Origin of the sequence: Rhizobium leucaenae USDA 9039 (assembly GCF_000426285.1) — a bacterium.
GTDB classification, from domain to species: Bacteria; Pseudomonadota; Alphaproteobacteria; order Rhizobiales; family Rhizobiaceae; genus Rhizobium; species Rhizobium leucaenae.
In genome coordinates, this window is sequence record NZ_AUFB01000006.1 from 64,523 (window position 1) to 79,943 (window position 15,421).

Annotated in this window: 14 protein-coding genes; 9 read left to right on the forward strand and 5 right to left on the reverse strand. The window is 59.6% G+C overall.

Annotated features, from left to right (window positions below; genetic code table 11):
* The first annotated feature begins 80 nt into the window (after positions 1 to 80).
* The 5 genes from K290_RS0111250 (at position 81) to K290_RS0111270 (ending at position 6,034) form a co-directional block, all read left to right on the forward strand.
* The gene (locus K290_RS0111250; RefSeq protein WP_028752024.1) at positions 81 to 797 is read left to right on the forward strand and encodes an HAD-IA family hydrolase; all 717 of its coding nucleotides are present in this window, start codon (positions 81 to 83) and stop codon (positions 795 to 797) included.
* Positions 798 to 871: 74 nt separating this feature from the next.
* Positions 872 to 2,482 carry an ABC transporter substrate-binding protein gene (locus K290_RS0111255; protein ID WP_028752025.1) on the forward strand — a complete coding sequence of 537 codons (1,611 nt, stop codon included), beginning with the start codon at positions 872 to 874 and terminating at the stop codon, positions 2,480 to 2,482.
* A 95-nt stretch (positions 2,483 to 2,577) separates the two neighbouring features.
* Positions 2,578 to 3,528, forward strand: a complete 951-nt coding sequence (locus K290_RS0111260; RefSeq protein ID WP_028752026.1) for an ABC transporter permease — start codon at positions 2,578 to 2,580, stop codon at positions 3,526 to 3,528.
* 2 nt (positions 3,529 to 3,530) lie between these two features.
* On the forward strand, positions 3,531 to 4,373 hold the full coding sequence (locus tag K290_RS0111265; protein WP_028752027.1) for an ABC transporter permease: 843 nt from the start codon (positions 3,531 to 3,533) through the stop codon (positions 4,371 to 4,373).
* Complete coding sequence (locus K290_RS0111270; RefSeq protein WP_028752028.1) at positions 4,373 to 6,034, forward strand: ABC transporter ATP-binding protein; 1,662 nt, start codon at positions 4,373 to 4,375, stop codon at positions 6,032 to 6,034. The genes K290_RS0111265 and K290_RS0111270 overlap by 1 nt, the downstream gene beginning before the upstream one ends.
* Before the next feature lie 36 nt (positions 6,035 to 6,070).
* Here the strand turns inward: K290_RS0111270 and K290_RS0111275 are convergent, their stop codons facing one another.
* Entirely contained in the window at positions 6,071 to 6,547 is a 477-nt protein-coding gene (locus K290_RS0111275) for an Lrp/AsnC family transcriptional regulator (protein ID WP_028752029.1), read from the reverse strand.
* Positions 6,548 to 6,799: 252 nt separating this feature from the next.
* Here K290_RS0111275 and K290_RS0111280 point away from each other — a divergent pair, with 252 nt between their 5' ends.
* The 3 genes from K290_RS0111280 to K290_RS0111290 all read left to right on the forward strand — a co-directional run bounded on the left by K290_RS0111280 (position 6,800) and on the right by K290_RS0111290 (position 9,170).
* The gene (locus K290_RS0111280) at positions 6,800 to 8,125 is read left to right on the forward strand and encodes an NAD(P)/FAD-dependent oxidoreductase (protein WP_028752030.1); all 1,326 of its coding nucleotides are present in this window, start codon (positions 6,800 to 6,802) and stop codon (positions 8,123 to 8,125) included.
* A 271-nt stretch (positions 8,126 to 8,396) separates the two neighbouring features.
* Positions 8,397 to 8,639, forward strand: coding sequence for a DUF982 domain-containing protein (locus K290_RS34045; protein WP_037135258.1), 243 nt, complete (start codon positions 8,397 to 8,399; stop codon positions 8,637 to 8,639).
* Between the two features lie 276 nt (positions 8,640 to 8,915).
* Positions 8,916 to 9,170, forward strand: coding sequence for a DUF982 domain-containing protein (locus tag K290_RS0111290; RefSeq protein ID WP_028752031.1), 255 nt, complete (start codon positions 8,916 to 8,918; stop codon positions 9,168 to 9,170).
* A gap of 320 nt (positions 9,171 to 9,490) precedes the next feature.
* On the opposite strand, the gene K290_RS0111295 is transcribed toward K290_RS0111290, so the two are convergent.
* Both K290_RS0111295 and K290_RS0111300 read right to left on the reverse strand, forming a co-directional pair.
* A complete protein-coding gene (locus K290_RS0111295) occupies positions 9,491 to 9,991 on the reverse strand; it encodes an invasion associated locus B family protein (RefSeq protein WP_028752032.1) in 501 nt (166 codons plus the stop codon).
* Between the two features lie 181 nt (positions 9,992 to 10,172).
* Positions 10,173 to 10,514, reverse strand: coding sequence for a hypothetical protein (locus K290_RS0111300; protein WP_028752033.1), 342 nt, complete (start codon positions 10,512 to 10,514; stop codon positions 10,173 to 10,175).
* Between the two features lie 295 nt (positions 10,515 to 10,809).
* On the opposite strand from K290_RS0111300, the gene eglC reads away from it, so the two are divergent.
* On the forward strand, positions 10,810 to 12,243 hold the full coding sequence (eglC, locus tag K290_RS0111305) for an endo-1,3-1,4-beta-glycanase EglC (RefSeq protein WP_028752034.1): 1,434 nt from the start codon (positions 10,810 to 10,812) through the stop codon (positions 12,241 to 12,243).
* A 32-nt stretch (positions 12,244 to 12,275) separates the two neighbouring features.
* Here the strand turns inward: eglC and K290_RS0111310 are convergent, their stop codons facing one another.
* Both K290_RS0111310 and K290_RS0111315 read right to left on the reverse strand, forming a co-directional pair.
* A complete protein-coding gene (locus tag K290_RS0111310; RefSeq protein ID WP_028752035.1) occupies positions 12,276 to 13,586 on the reverse strand; it encodes an HlyD family type I secretion periplasmic adaptor subunit in 1,311 nt (436 codons plus the stop codon).
* Positions 13,583 to 15,283, reverse strand: a complete 1,701-nt coding sequence (locus K290_RS0111315) for a type I secretion system permease/ATPase (protein WP_210311491.1) — start codon at positions 15,281 to 15,283, stop codon at positions 13,583 to 13,585. The genes K290_RS0111310 and K290_RS0111315 overlap by 4 nt, the downstream gene beginning before the upstream one ends.
* Between the last annotated feature and the right edge of the window lie 138 nt (positions 15,284 to 15,421).

Here is a 15,421-nt window from a genome sequence, read left to right on the forward strand (position 1 = left end):
CAGCATTTTCTTCTGCATTCAGCCCGCGATCGGAACTGAGTGCACTCGATCAAGAACAGACATTTGGCGAGGGCAGACACTTGGCAAAGAGCCTAGCGGATTTCAAATATTTCACCTTTGATGTCGTCGGAACCCTGATCGACTTCGAAGGCGGCATCAAGGATTGCCTGGCGGCAATCGCCGATCAAGCACGTGTTTCCGTCGATGGCGAGGAAGCGCTCGCCCTCTATCGCGCTGAACGCTATTCCGACGATGCCGATCTGTTTCCCGACGATCTGGTCCGTGTCTATCTGGCCATCGCGCCGAAGCTGGGGCTACCTGCTGAACAGGCATATGGCGAGCGCCTGCGTGATTCCTGCAAGGGCTGGAAAGGCTTTCCCGACAGCGCCGCAGCTCTCCAGCGCCTTTCGCAGCGTTACAAGCTTATCGCCATGACGAATGCACGCCGCTGGGCGTTCGAGCACTTTTCTCGGGAGCTCGGCAATCCGTTTTATGCCGCATTTACCGCCGACGATACCGGCACGGAAAAGCCCGATCCAGCTTTCTTCGAACATGTCTTCGCCTTTGTCGCGAACGAAGGCGGTTCGAAGGACGATATTCTGCATGTCGCGCAGAGCCAGTATCACGACATCGGCATTTCGCGGCGGCTCGGCATGACCAATTGCTGGATCGAGCGACGCCATGCCCAGAAGGGCTATGGCGGCACGATCGAGCCCAAGGAGTTCACCAGGCCCGATTTCCATTTCACCTCCATGGCAGGACTTGCCGATGCGGTGGAGGCAGTCAGGGCCGCCTGAGCGACGACTATCCGGTACCGACCTCGCGTGAAAAGACGAGGCGCGCCAATTAAACCTTAACAAGGGGAACGCAAATGAACGACAAGATCACGAACTGGACCAGCGCAGACGATGCCATGGTCGAAAATGCCATTCGCCGCGGCGCCACCCGCCGCGATCTCCTGCAGATGCTGCTTGCCGGCGGCATCGCTGCCGCAGCCGGCGGCGCGATCTTCGGCCGTGCTTCGGCCGCCTTCGCCGCAACCCCGGTCTCCGGCGGCTCGCTCAAGGCGGCCGGTTGGTCGTCGTCGACGGCCGACACGCTTGATCCGGCCAAGGCATCGCTTTCGACGGACTATGTCCGCTGCTGCGCCTTCTACAACCGCCTTTCCTTCCTCGACAAGGACGGCGTCACGCAGATGGAACTCGCCGAAAGCATCGAAAGCTCCGACGCCAAAGTGTGGACCGTCAAACTTCGCAAGGGCGTGACATTCCACAACGGCAAGACGCTTTCTTCTGCCGACGTCGTCTATTCGCTGAACCGCCATCTGGATCCGGCTGTCGGCTCGAAAGTCAATGCGATCGCCAAGCAGATGACCGGCATCAAGGCTGTCGATCCGCAGACCGTCGAAATCACCCTTGCCAACCCGAACGCCGATCTTCCGACCATCCTTGCCATCCACCATTTCATGATCATCGCCGATGGCACGACGGATTTCAGCAAGGCCAACGGCACCGGCGCATTCGTCTGCGAAAGCTTTGAACCCGGCGTCCGGTCCGTCGCCGTCAAGAACAAGAACTATTGGAAGCCAGGCGGTGCACACCTCGACTCCTTCGAGTTCTTCGCCATCGAGGACGACTCCGCACGCGTCAATGCGCTGCTTTCGGGCGATATCCAGCTCGCTGCATCCATCAACCCGCGCTCCATGCGGCTCCTGGACAGCCAGAAGGGCGTGACGCTGTCGAAGACCACCTCCGGCAACTATACCGACCTCAACATGCGTCTGGATATGAGCCCGGGCAGCAGCAAGGACTTCGTGACGGGCGTCAAATATCTCCTGAACCGGGAAGTCATCCAGAAGTCGGCGTTGCGCGGACTTGCCGAGATCGGCAACGACCAGCCGGTGCCGCCTTCCAACATCTATCACAATGCCGATCTGAAGCCGAAAGCCTTCGATCCGGAAAAGGCCAAGTTCCACTTCCAGAAGTCGGGTCTGCTCGGCCAGTCCATTCCCGTCGTCGCTTCCGACGCGGCGACATCGTCCGTCGACATGGCGATGGTGCTGCAGCAGGCGGGTGCCGAGATCGGCATGAAGTTCGACGTCCAGCGCGTGCCTTCGGACGGCTACTGGTCGAATTACTGGCTGAAGGCGCCGATGCATTTCGGCAATATCAATCCGCGGCCGACGCCGGATATCCTCTTCTCGCTGCTATATGCCTCCCAGGCTCCCTGGAACGAAAGCCAGTACAAGTCGGAGAAGTTCGACAGCATGCTGATCGAGGCGCGTGGTTTGCTCGACCAGGCCAAGCGCAAGGCGATCTACGGCGACATGCAGGCAATGATCGCGGAAGAGGCCGGCACCGCCATTCCGGCCTATATCTCCAATGTCGACGCGATTTCTTCGAAACTGCATGGCTTGGAGGCCAATCCGCTCGGCGGCATGATGGGTTATGCCTTCGCGGAATATGTCTGGCTCGACGCCTGATCCCACCTTCGTGCCCGACAAGTGGTGCCTCGGCATCACTTGTCGGGTACAGTGCCGCATAGTCGGCGCATCCGTTCTCGCGATGGGGATCTGTCATGAACCGCCACGTTCTTTCTCTCGTGCTCGGCCGTGTGATCATAGCCTTGATCACGCTGCTCATCGTGTCGTTCACGGTGTTCGCAGCAACCGAAATGCTGCCCGGCGACGTGGCCCAGATCCTTCTTGGTCAAGCCGCGACGCCCGAGGCGGTCGCAGGCCTTCGCGCAGCCATGCATCTCAACGACCCGGCGATCCTGCGTTTCGTTCGCTGGCTTGCCGGCCTTGCAACCGGTAATCTCGGCATTTCCTACGCCAACAACATGCCGATTGCCGAGCTGATCGGCGCCCGACTCGGAAACTCGCTGAAGCTTGCGGCGGCCACGACCCTGTTTTCCGTGCCGATCGCTCTGACGCTCGGCATTACCGCAGCCATGCTGCGCGGCTCCCTCTACGACCGCATTGTCACGGTGATCTCTATTGGCGTGATTTCAGTGCCCGAATTCATGGTCGCAACATCTGCAGTGCTGATCTTTGCCGTCTATCTCAAATGGCTGCCCGCGCTCGCCTTCGCCAATGAGATCCACTCCTTTTCGCAAATGCTGCGTGTCTTCGCGATGCCGGTCATCACGCTGAGCTTCGTGATATCAGCGCAGATGATCCGCATGACCCGCGCAGCCGTCATCGAGACGCTGAACACGCCCTATGTGGAAATGGCGCTCCTGAAAGGCGCCTCGCGCCCGCGCATGGTCCTGAAGCACGCATTGCCGAACGCACTCGGCCCGATCGTCAATGCCGTTGCGCTTTCGCTGTCCTACCTGCTCGGCGGCGTCATCATCGTCGAAACCATTTTCAACTATCCCGGCATCGCCAAGCTGATGGTGGACGCCGTCGCAACGCGCGATCTGCCGCTGATCCAGACCTGCGCCATGATTTTCTGCCTCGTCTATCTGCTGCTGATCACCATTGCCGACATCATCGCCATCATGTCCAATCCGAGGCTGCGCTGACCATGGCTCTTACCGCACTCACCCCTCGCCGGTTCGGCTTCCGATTCAATGTCGTCGGCATGCTCGGTCTTGCCGTCATCCTCATCTGGGCATTGGTCGCCATCTTCGCGCCGCTGCTGACCCCCTATCCGATCGGCGATATCGTGGATTTCGATTATTTCGGTCCGATGTCGGCCAAGTTCTGGCTCGGCACCGATTATCTCGGCCGGGATATCTTCTCACGCATTCTCATGGGCGCGCGCTACACTGTCGGCATCTCGCTTGCCGCCGTCTGCATTGCCTGTTTCGTCGGCGTCGCACTCGGCATGATCGCAGCGGTGATCGGCGGCTGGTTCGACAGTGTGCTCAGCCGCTTTCTCGATGCGCTGAACTCCATCCCGAGCAAGCTGTTCGGCCTTGTTGTCGTTGCCGGCGTCGGCTCGTCGATCCCGGTGCTGATCATGACGCTCGCCGTCATCTATACGCCGGGCGCCTATCGCTTCTCGCGGGCGCTCTCGGTCAACATCAACACCATGGATTTCATCACGGTTGCCCGCGCCCGCGGTGAAGGGGCGCTCTATCTCATCCGCTCGGAAATCCTGCCCAATATTCTTGGGCCCGTCATGGCCGATCTCGGCCTGCGCTTCGTCTTCATCGTGCTGCTTCTGTCGGGGCTCTCTTTCCTCGGCCTCGGCGTGCAGCCGCCGAATGCGGACTGGGGTGCGCTGGTGCGCGAAAACATCGGCGGCTTGCCCTTCGGCGCGCCGGCGGTGATGTTCCCGAGCATCGCGATCGCCAGCCTGACGATCAGCGTCAACCTGCTGATCGACAACCTCCCCCAGAAGATTCGAGACCGGAGCAATTGATGGCCAAACTCGTCGACATTCGCGACCTGAAGGTCGAGGCTAAGACGGATGCGGGCCGCCAGGTCGACATCATCCGCGGCGTTAGCTTCGACATACAGGAAGGCGAAATCGTCGCTCTGATCGGCGAAAGCGGCTCAGGCAAGACGACGATTGCCCTGACCCTGATGGGCTACACCCGGCAAGGCTGTCGGATCAGCGGGGGCCAGGTCCTGCTCGCCGGCAAGGATATGGCAAGCCTGCCCGAAAAGGCCCGAGCGCGCATTCGCGGAACCGAGGTCGCCTATGTCCCGCAAAGTGCTGCGGCAGCTTTCAATCCCGCGCAGACGATCATGGAGCAGGTGATCGAGATCACCCGCATCCACGGCCTGATGCCGGCCGAGGAGGCAAAGACCCGCGCCGTCGAGCTCTTCAAGGCGCTGAGCCTGCCGAACCCGGATACGATCGGTTCGCGTTATCCGCATCAGGTGTCCGGAGGCCAGTTGCAGCGGCTTTCAGCCGCGATGGCACTGATCGGCAATCCGAAACTCATGATTTTCGACGAGCCGACGACGGCGCTCGACGTCACCACGCAGATTGAGGTTCTCCGAGCTTTCAAATCGGTGATGAAAAAGGGCGGCATTGCTGGCGTCTACGTGTCTCACGACCTCGCCGTCGTGGCGCAGGTCGCCGACCGCATCGTTGTTCTGAAGGGCGGGGAAATTCAGGAAATCGGCAAGACGGAACAGATCCTCTCTGCGCCCTCGCATCCCTATACACGCCAGTTGCTGGGTGCTTTCGAACCCAAGCTCTATGCCTCTCCGGCGTCGACAGAGCCGGAAAAGATACCGGCTCTGCTGGAGGTTACCAACGTGGTGGCGGGCTATGGCCCTATCCAGCCGGACGGTCTGCCGGCAGCGACCGCACTCAAATCCGTGAGCCTCCGGCTCGAAGCCGGCCGCAATCTCGGCGTCATCGGCGAATCCGGCTGCGGAAAATCGACGCTCGCCCGCGTCATAGCCGGCATCCTGCCGCCGGTTTCCGGAAACATTGTCTTTAGTGGAAAACAGCTTGCCGCCGACGCCCGCAATCGCCAGCGCGAAGAGCTGCAAAAGCTGCAGATCGTCTTTCAATTTGCCGATACGGCGCTCAACCCCGCCAAGTCGATCGGCGAAATACTTGGGCGCCCGCTTGCCTTCTATCACAATCTCGGCCGCAGGGAGCGCGAGGCGCGCATCGAACAGCTCCTCGACATGGTCCACCTGCCCAAAGCCCTCAAGCATCGCCGCCCGCCGGAACTGTCAGGGGGCCAAAAGCAGCGCATCAATCTTGCGCGGGCACTTGCGGCCGAACCGAAGCTCATCCTCTGCGACGAAATCACATCGGCCCTCGACACGGTCGTAGCCGCCGCCATCCTCGACCTCCTCAAGGAACTGCAACGCGAACTCGGTCTTTCCTACGTCTTCATCAGTCACGATTTGTCGACCGTGCAGGCGATCTGCGACGAAATTGCGGTGATGTATGCCGGCGAGAAGATCGAGCAACTCGCATCCGCCGACCTCGCGCGCGGCGCCAAGCACCCCTATTCCAAACTGCTCTTCTCTTCCGTGCCGAAGCTTAGTACCGGCTGGCTGGATAGCCTGGAACAAAATGCCGAGCTGGTGGGCGCCTTTGCGAAACGCTGAGGCGCCGCATGGCGAATAGACAACAGCGAAGGTGGCTCAGACCGGAAACAGGCTCGTCAGCGGCATATGGGCTTTGACGATCGGCGATTTCAGCACGACGAAGCTAAAATATTTGTCGATGCCGATTTCCATGTCGATCAGCCGTTCCATGGTCGTCTGGTATTCGGCAATCCCGGCCGTCACGAACTTCACCAGATAGTCATAGCCGCCGGAAACGAGATGGCACTCCACCACCGAGTCCACCTTCTCGACCGCCGCCAGGAACCGGGCGAAATCGATCTGGCGGTGGTTCTTGAGCGTGACCTCGGTGAACACCGTGAGCGTCTGCCCGAGCTTGGCAATGTTGATCTGCGCCGAATAGCCGACGATGTATCCTTCCGCCTGCAATTTCTTGACCCGCATCAGGCAAGGACTGGGCGAGAGATTGACGAGTTCGGCGAGCTCCACATTGGTGATGCGGCCGTTTTTCTGCAATTCGTAGAGGATCTTGATGTCGATCCGGTCGAGTTTCATCGGCGCGCTCCAATTCTCGGGGCGGCAGGGCGCCGTCCGGCGGAATAATCTTTTGCCATTTTATGCGGAAAGCCTTGCTTAGCAAGAGGAATTGAGCTCAACGGCATCAATATAATCTCGTAAAATCCGCGCCTTAGCACAAGTATTCGCCATAGCCACACGTGACCGAAGGAAATGCTGTCTGACAGCGATCTGCAGCATTTGCGCCGGGAAACCTCGACTAAAATACTCGTCTGTAAACCGGAGAGTGCCATGCCTGCCCCGCTTCTTCACATTGAAACCACCCCCGCGCTGCCCAAAGAGGCTGATGTCGTGGTGATCGGCGGCGGCATCGTCGGGACCTTCGCCGCCTACTATCTCGCACGGCGCGGCTTGAAGGTCGCGCTCCTCGAAAAGGGGCGGATCGGCGCCGAGCAATCCAGCCGAAACTGGGGCTGGTGCCGGCAGCAGAACCGGGATGCCCGCGAACTGCCGATGGCGACCAAGAGCCTGGCTTTATGGGAGGATTTCGGCAGGGACAGCGGCGAGGATACGGGCTTCAGCCGCTGCGGCCTGCTTTATCTCAGCAATGACGACATGGAACTTGCCGGCTGGGCACGTTGGGGTGAGTTTGCCCGCGGCGTCGGCGTCACCACCCATATGCTTGACCAGAAGCAGGCAAGCGAATTCGGATCGGCGTCCGGTCGGTCCTGGAAGGGCGGCGTCTTTTCGCCGACCGACGGCACCGCCGATCCCTCTCGCGCTGCGCCTGCAGTCGCCCGGGCCGTCATGGCGCTCGGCGGCAGCGTTCATCAGATGTGCGCCGCACGCGGCCTCGAGACCAAAGGTGGTCGTGTCAGCGCCGTCGTGACCGAGGCCGGCACGATCCGCACCCGCACGGTGGTGATGGCGGGCGGCGCCTGGGCATCGTCCTTTTGCCGGCAGTTCGGCATTCGTTTTCCGCAGGCGTCGATCCGCGCTTCGATCCTCTCGGTCGCGCCCGGCGCCAAAGGTCTGCCGGCGGCGCTGCATACTGCGGCAGTCTCTGCCACACGGAGAGGCGACGGCGGCTATACGCTTGCGATCAGCGGCCGCGCCCGCATCGATCCGACATTGCAACAGTTTCGGTTCGCCCGCCATTTTGTGCCGATGTTCGCCAAGCGCTGGCGCAGCCTCGCTCCCGGCGGTCTCGAGGGTATGAAGAGCGGGCATGAAACTCTATCGCGCTGGCGGCTCGACCGGCCGACGCCGATGGAGCACAATCGCATTCTCGATCCTCGTCCGGATCGCAAGCAGATTGAGTTGACCCTCGAGCGGGCGCGGGCATTGCTTCCAGCGCTCGCGCAAACGCCCGTCTCCGCCGCATGGGCCGGTTATATCGACAGCACACCCGACGGCGTGCCGGCGATCGGCGAATTTTCTGCTCTCCCGGGACTGATCTTGGCGGCAGGCTTCAGCGGCCATGGCTTCGGGATCGGCCCGGGCGCCGGTCATCTCGTTGCCGACCTCGTCACCGGCGCAAAACCGATCGTCGATCCGAAGCCTTATCATCCGCATCGGCTGAATGGCTCCGCCTGGGGCGAGGTCGCGGAGTTTTGACAGCTTCACAGGTGGGCCGAGGGCGCGTAATATAGCCCAGCCGCCAGCACCGAAATTGTGCTCGCAAGTATCATCGCAGAAAATGTGAACGTTAGCAGCCATAAGTCCGCCGTCTGATGATGCATGCTCTTTGACATGGCATCGTTGGGAACAACCCCGCTGACTTGCGCTTCTTTTCGTGCGGAGATGGAACTTTTTGATCTCACTCTTGGAACCGAGCGGCAAAACCATCGTTTGCCTAACTTCACCTGAAAGACAAAGGAGGATCAGAATGAGCGCTCTCGCATGGGAGGCACCCGTCTCCGTCATTGTCAGCAGTGGGAAACAAAAGGCCGTCAAGGGACCGGCCGAAGCCGTCGGGTGCCTGGAAAGGGAATGGCCGATCGCCGATGGCGTTTTTCTGAGGGAAGCAAAGAAGGTCTGCAGCGCCGCGCTCGAGCACGAATGTACCGCGAGTGAAGCGCGTGATGCCTTTGAAATGGCTTCCCTCGAGGCGCTTCTGGCGCGCCGCTGAGGTTATTTGCCGATCGCTCTCGCGCCGCCAACGACGCGGAGCACGGCAAGCTGTTTCGAGCTTCATCTACATTTCTCCCTCATAGCGCGAGCTTCGGCGGCATTGGGCCGCGACAGCCGCTGTCGCAGCCGCCCTCACCCGGCGTGGGCCTGTTCGATTCCTAGCACCATGCTTGGCAATTTCAGCCGTTGTCCGAAGGTCAACTAACCACGCCGCTTTCTGCGGAATGTTTTTTGCAAGGTTACCAAAGTCTTTATGTTTCGGAGGTAATGCGTTTTGAAACGAAACACTTTGCGGCCCTTCTCCGCCGTGACACTTGTGATGGAAGGCACGGAGGGATATCGGCGGGTCAATTCGGTACAGGATGCGGCTGAGACGCTGCTGGAACATTGGCCGATTGCAGACGGCGAAGAATATGTGACCGCGGTACGAATATGCCTCGATGCGATGATGGGCGTTGTCGGTGCAGAAGCCGCGCGAGAAGCATTCATCAAGGCGGCGGAAGAAGCCGGAGTATCTCTGCTGCAGTGATATCGTAAGCCGCTCCCCATCTTGCAGAGAGCGCTGCCGCTCGATCACCGCCCTGGCATATTCCCAGGCCGCCGCTCTGCGGCATCGCGCGGCGATCGGTCCGGTTGCTCAAATTTGTCGCAAGAGGGGACAAGTCACGGAACCTAGACGCTTCTACTTAGTTTCATGCCAGCGGACGTTTCGTCCGCAGCTCACGGTGCACCACGCCGGCCACTGGAGCGTGAGCCCGCCGCGACTATCGACTCCCGGTCTGCGGCGGGCTTTTGGTTATGTCCGCCCGCTCTTACGCAAGCCGCCGAACTTAACGACAGCCCGCCATATCATTCGCAAACCTTTATTCGCTTCAGGGCTGCCGTGATGCCCGAGAGCGAATAGGAATAACTCGTCGCTGTCCCACGCTGCGATGTGGCCTGCAAGCTAAGCTCGCTGCCCGACTTCATGGCATCCACCATGGTGGGCTCCTTTGATTGATCTTCGACCCAGCCATGCCTGTCCTTCGTAAACATGGTAAAAGTGGCGTCACCGATCGTGGCTTGCATCGGCGCTCCCTGCTTCAGGTCGTACCCCATGGCGGCTTCAGGCATATATGCCTTACCGTCGGGACCTCGCGCGACGATGAAGTAGTTGTTGCCGTGGTCAACCGCCGAGGGTGCCTGGCTGGTGGGTGTCGATAGGACGTAGCAGCTCACCTCTCCGCCGGATCGGTAGGAATAGGCGCCCCAGGCGTCAAATTGCCCGATGCGGGCGGGCGGCTCAGCATATGCCGTGGAAAAACCGAACAATACGAGCGCGAACGCGGTGGGGAGTCTTCTAGCGAACATGATTTCCTGCCTCTTCATATGACATGCCGAAGCCAAGAGAGTGTGCAACTCCTTGGCTTCGGCAGTCTGGCCGCATGTTCGTTATCTGTTTCTTAAGGCATTCATTAAAAAACCTTAATGTTTGCCGTCGCAGTTTCCGGCAATGCCGGTGGGAAAACCGCGTAGCCGCAGTGGATTACCATTACCGTTGGACCCCATCTCTGCTGGGCTGCGAAGGGGTGCTGGTAATGCCCCGCTGATTATTTTCGCTGCGATCTGCGGGGGCCGGCTGCATCTGTTCGTTCGGCTGAGTGTTGTTAACCGTGCCTGCACCCGGTCCTGAACCCGGGAGCGTGGTCGACGAGGTCGTTTGCGGATCGGTGGTCGCCGGGTTGCCCCGCCAGTAGCTCGACGAGACAGCCGCGATGACGACGAGAATTACGATCGCCGCGACAATCGCCAAGCCAGTCATGCGTGAACGCCAGTTCGGCGGGGTTTCCGGCTGTGGACCGGTCGGTGTCGGTTGATGATCGAAGTCGCTCATGAATCAATCCTCCTGTCGTCCAAACCTCTGTGCCCGTTTCAGGTTCCGAAAGAAGTCGCGGGATCCCGCTTCTACCCTTCCTGGCGATGCCGCCATTTTTCTTCAAATCACGCGCATGGCACGACAGCTTGAGATTGAGCTCGAAGATAATTAGTCGGCAAAACATTACACAAAGCTGAAATTTACATCGCCAGGGGCTATGCTGCGGCGCGGAAAATGTTATTCTTCTAACGTAAGGACGGAGGAATGTTGGCTCTGTGGAGGGGACAGCAAAGCACAACGGAAGAGGTTTCCGATGCCCAATACGGTTGTCAATGCACTTGGCCAAACGCTCTACTACAGCGGAACTTCGACAAGCTGGTTTTCTGCCACGGGCTCCGGTCCGACGCTTTACGGCACGGCTGGAAATGATTCCATATGGGGTGACGGCTCCGTCAACGTGACGATGGTCGGGGGCACCGGAGACGATATCTATTATCTCTATTCGAGCATCAATCACGCATCCGAGGCGCCGGGTGCGGGCGTAGATACCATCAATACGTGGATGGACTACACCCTGCCCGCCAATTTCGAGAATCTCACGGTGACGGGCGATGGCCGCCATGCCTTCGGCAACAGCGCCGACAACATCATCACCGGCGGCACGGGCAGCCAGACCATCGACGGCGGGGCGGGCAATGACGTCCTGATCGGCGGAGGCGGCGCCGACACCTTCATCTTCACCAAGGGTAATGGCAGCGACCTGATCACCGACTTCGGCAGCGATGACAAGGTGCGCCTGAACCAATACGGGCTGACGTCCTTCGACCAGGTCGTCAGTCATTTGACTCAGGAAGGCGCCAATCTGCGGCTCGATCTCGGCGGCGGGGAGAGCCTGGTTTTTGCCAACAAAACGGCTGCCGACCTGCATTCGGATCAATTCCAGCTTGGGCTCGACCGTTCCGATCTTACGCAAACCTTTTCCGACGATTTCAATACGCTTTCTCTGCATCAGGGAACGCAAGGCACGTGGGATGCAAAATACTGGTGGGCGCCGGACAAGGGCAGCAGCATGACCGGCGAGTTGCAGTGGTATGTCAACCCGTCCTATGCCCCGACCGCATCGGCCAATCCCTTCTCCGTTTCGAATGGCGTGTTGACGATTTCCGCCAAACCGACGCCCGATGCATTGAAGTCGCTGGTGGATAACCATGACTATACGTCGGGCCTTCTGAATACCCATTCTACGTTCTCCCAGACCTACGGCTATTTCGAGATGCGGGCGGAGATGCCGCATGATCAAGGGACCTGGCCGGCTTTCTGGCTTCTGCCGGAAGACGGTTCCTGGCCGCCTGAGCTCGATGTGGTGGAAATGCGCGGACAGGAGCCGAGCACGGTCAACGTCACTGTTCATTCGAATGCGACGGGTCAGCACACGATGCAATCCATTCCCGTGCAAGTTCCCAGCACCGATGGCTTTCACAACTACGGTGTGCTGTGGGATCAGGATCAAATCGTCTGGTATTTCGACGACGTGGCTGTCGCGCACGCCGATACGCCAGCCGATATGCACAGCCCAATGTACATGGTGGTGGATCTCGCCGTCGGCGGCATCGCGGGCACTCCAGCGGACGGTTTGAAAAACGGGTCAGAGATGAAAATCGACTACATCAAGGCCTATTCACTGGACGACCACACCACCCAGACGGCCGCCGCCCTGTCTACCCACTCTCCGGACTGGCATATCTGATAGAGCGATAGGGCGTTTCAGCGAGAAACGCCCTAATCCTCTCTGAAGGCACGCTTTATCTGATCCGTCATTGGTTTGGTCAGATAGGCAAGGACGCTTCTTCGACCGGTCTGCATGAAGGCTTCCACCGGCATGCCGGGAAGAGGCGTCAGCTTTCCCAATCGATCCCATTCTTCCTTCGGCACTTTGGCGCGAACGATGTAATAGCTGAGCCCCGAATGCTGGTCGGTCGTCAGATCCGCCGAAACGGTTTCGACGCGCCCGTTCAGTTCTGGCGTGATGCGCTGGTTGAAGGCGGAAAATCGCAATGCGACCACCTGTCCGACGGCGATCTGGTCGATATCCTGCGGCGCAAGCTTCAGTTCGGCGACCAATGCATCCTTGTCGGGGACGATCTGCATGATGGTTTCCTTCGGCCCGATCACGGCGCCGGCCGAATGGACATTCAATTGATCGACAATGCCTGCCTGCGGCGCCCTGATGTCCACTCGTTTGAGATCATCCTCGGCGGCGATCAACCGTTCCGAAAACTGGCCGGTATCGCTTTCGGCCTGCCGCAATTGGTCGGAGACTTCGGAGCCGTGGTCCTCGTCGATCTGAATGATCTGAAGCTCGGTTTCAGTAATTTTGCCGTTTGTCTGGGCGATCGAGGAAACAAGGTTGCCGAGCTCTCCGGTCAGGCGGGCGCTCTCTCTTTGCAGCGAATAGACCTTTGCCACCGGAACAATGCCTTGGTCGAACAGTCGCTGAAGACTGCTTAGCTCCTTGTTGACGAGCTCGATCTCGATCCGCTTCCCCTTCTCCTGCGCGACAAGGCCGTCCACTTCCTGTCTCAACTGCTGGATTCTCTCGCGCAACTGAGACTTCTGGCCCTGTCGCGATGCCAGTCGGTCGCTGAACAGTTGTCGCTCGCCGGCAAGTATGCTCGCAACGCTATCGTCGTCGGCATTGGACAGCAGATTTTCCGGAAAGCTGATTGCAGTCTTGTCGTCACGCTCGGCGACCAGACGCGCCGTTCTGGCGGAAAGCTCGTTCAAACGTTTTTTGATGATGCCGAGATTGGCTCTGGTCTGCGTATCGTCCAGGCGGATCAATATCTGGTCGGTATCGACATGGTCGCCATTCTTCACACGGATTTCGCCAACGATCCCACCCTTGAGGTGCTGAACGGCCTTTACATAGCTGTCGACGACCAAAGTGCCGGAAGCAATGACCGCCCCCGAAATCTTCGTTGCTGCCGCAAGACCGCCGAGGACGCCGAAAAGAAGAAGAATTGTCGCCACGATGAAAATGGAAAGGCGGCGAATCGCGCGCTCAGTGGAAGACAGGCCCGTGGTTTTCATCCGCTCACATCCTCGCCGGCTATCATCAAACGCACCGGCACAGCGGCAGAATGCCTCGTGGATGTGCCCAATATCTCCTCCTTGGCTCCGAACGCCTGTAACTGGCCGTTGGCAATGATCGCGACTTTATCCGCGGCGGCGAGAGCGCTCGGCCTGTGTGCGACGACGATGGCGATGCCGCCGCGCGCCCGGATGCCCATCAAAGCTTGGGTCAAGCATGCCTCGCCCTCGGCATCCAGATTGGAGTTCGGCTCGTCAAGAACCACCAGGAAGGGCTCGCCATAAAGGGCCCGAGCCAAGGCAATGCGTTGCCTCTGACCGGCGGAAAGTCGCGAACCGCCCTCGCCGACGATCGTATCGAACCCCTCCGGCAGCTTGACGATCATGTCGTAGACACCAGCCGCCTTTGCCGCCGCGATAATCGGTCCGGACTGCATGTCCTTCGCGAAGCGGGAAATATTTTCGGCTATCGAGCCGTCGAACAAGCCGACATCCTGGGGCAGATATCCGATATGACGTCCCAAATCGCTTTGCTCCCATTGCGAGAGAGCTGCCTGATCGAGCCTGATCGCGCCGATCACTACCGGCCACAATCCGGTAATCGCTCTCGCAAGCGACGATTTTCCCGAAGCGCTGGGGCCGATCACGCCAAGCACCGTGCCCGCCGAGATCTTGAATGCGATATTGCGCAGGATGAAGTCGCGACTGCCGGGAGATGTGAGGCTTATGTTTTCGACGCTCAGCTCTTTTTGCGGCGCCGGCAGGGCCACGGCCCGGTGTTCGCTAGGGATCAGATCCAAGAGCTTGGCGAGGCGCGACCAGCTTTGGCGGGCGGCGACAAAGCCCTTCCATTGCCCGATTGCAAGCTCCACGGGAGCCAGCGCACGGGTGACCATGATCGAACTGGCGATGATGATGCCGCCCGTCGCCTCCTGCTTGATGACGAGGATCGCGCCGACGGCCAACACAGCGGACTGCAGCATCATCCGCAATATCTTCGCGATCGTGGTGAGCGTGCCGACGATATTACCCGCGGAGAGCTGATTTCCCAGATACGCCTCGTTCATCGCCGTCCATTTCTCGGTCAGACGGCCACTGAAACCCATGGCGACCACGGCCTCCCAGTTTCGCCGCGCCGCTTGCGCAAAGCCGAGCCGAGCCGCGGAAGACTTTGCGGCCTCTAGGGCCGGCTTGTGCGACAGCACCTCTGCCAGCGCCGTCAGGACGATGAGCAGAATGGCGCCGCATAGGGCTGTAAAGCCGATCCAGAAATGGAACAGAAAACACAGGATGAGATAGAGAGGCATCCAGGGCAGATCGAACAACGCCGTCGACCCAGCACCGGATAAGAACGATCGGATTTGTTCCAGATCACGGACGGACTGCAAGCCGTCGTCGGGCGCTTGCATTTTTGTCGGCAGAAGAATGAGCGAGCCGAAGACCTTCCGGTTCATTCTTTCATCGAGAGATACGCCCACGCGTGCAAGCAGCATCGAGCGCAACAATTCCAGAGCTCCCTGGAATATGTACAGGGTCGCGGCGATGATCGCGAGGCCAGCCAGCGTCGGAAGGCTGCGGCTCGGAATGACACGATCGTAAACCTGCAGCATGAAAAAGGAGCCGGTGAGCGCCAACATGTTTATCGCAGCGCTCGCAATAGCGATGCTGAAGAACGCCTTTCGAAGCGACGACAGCATCAGCAAGATGAATTTTTGTGGTGGTTCTTTCGGGACCGCTGGCACGTTGCTTCAATCCTTGCGTTATCGTCACACGCGGCAGAGATGCCAGGAAGTTTGTCTAGGCCATTTTCCTGCCCGATAATCCTCTCCTTCCGC

Bases quoted from the DNA above. Each gene is read 5' to 3' on its own strand.
- K290_RS0111270 (WP_028752028.1), top strand. From the start codon at position 4,373: ATGGCCAAACTCGTCGACATTCGCGACCTGAAGGTCGAGGCTAAGACG.
- K290_RS0111300 (WP_028752033.1), bottom strand. From the start codon at position 10,514: ATGAGCGACTTCGATCATCAACCGACACCGACCGGTCCACAGCCGGAA.
- K290_RS0111255 (WP_028752025.1), top strand. From the start codon at position 872: ATGAACGACAAGATCACGAACTGGACCAGCGCAGACGATGCCATGGTC.
- K290_RS0111310 (WP_028752035.1), bottom strand. From the start codon at position 13,586: ATGAAAACCACGGGCCTGTCTTCCACTGAGCGCGCGATTCGCCGCCTT.
- eglC (WP_028752034.1), top strand. From the start codon at position 10,810: ATGCCCAATACGGTTGTCAATGCACTTGGCCAAACGCTCTACTACAGC.
- K290_RS0111315 (WP_210311491.1), bottom strand. From the start codon at position 15,283: ATGCTGTCGTCGCTTCGAAAGGCGTTCTTCAGCATCGCTATTGCGAGC.
- K290_RS34045 (WP_037135258.1), top strand. From the start codon at position 8,397: ATGAGCGCTCTCGCATGGGAGGCACCCGTCTCCGTCATTGTCAGCAGT.
- K290_RS0111260 (WP_028752026.1), top strand. From the start codon at position 2,578: ATGAACCGCCACGTTCTTTCTCTCGTGCTCGGCCGTGTGATCATAGCC.
- K290_RS0111295 (WP_028752032.1), bottom strand. From the start codon at position 9,991: ATGTTCGCTAGAAGACTCCCCACCGCGTTCGCGCTCGTATTGTTCGGT.
- K290_RS0111275 (WP_028752029.1), bottom strand. From the start codon at position 6,547: ATGAAACTCGACCGGATCGACATCAAGATCCTCTACGAATTGCAGAAA.
- K290_RS0111265 (WP_028752027.1), top strand. From the start codon at position 3,531: ATGGCTCTTACCGCACTCACCCCTCGCCGGTTCGGCTTCCGATTCAAT.
- K290_RS0111280 (WP_028752030.1), top strand. From the start codon at position 6,800: ATGCCTGCCCCGCTTCTTCACATTGAAACCACCCCCGCGCTGCCCAAA.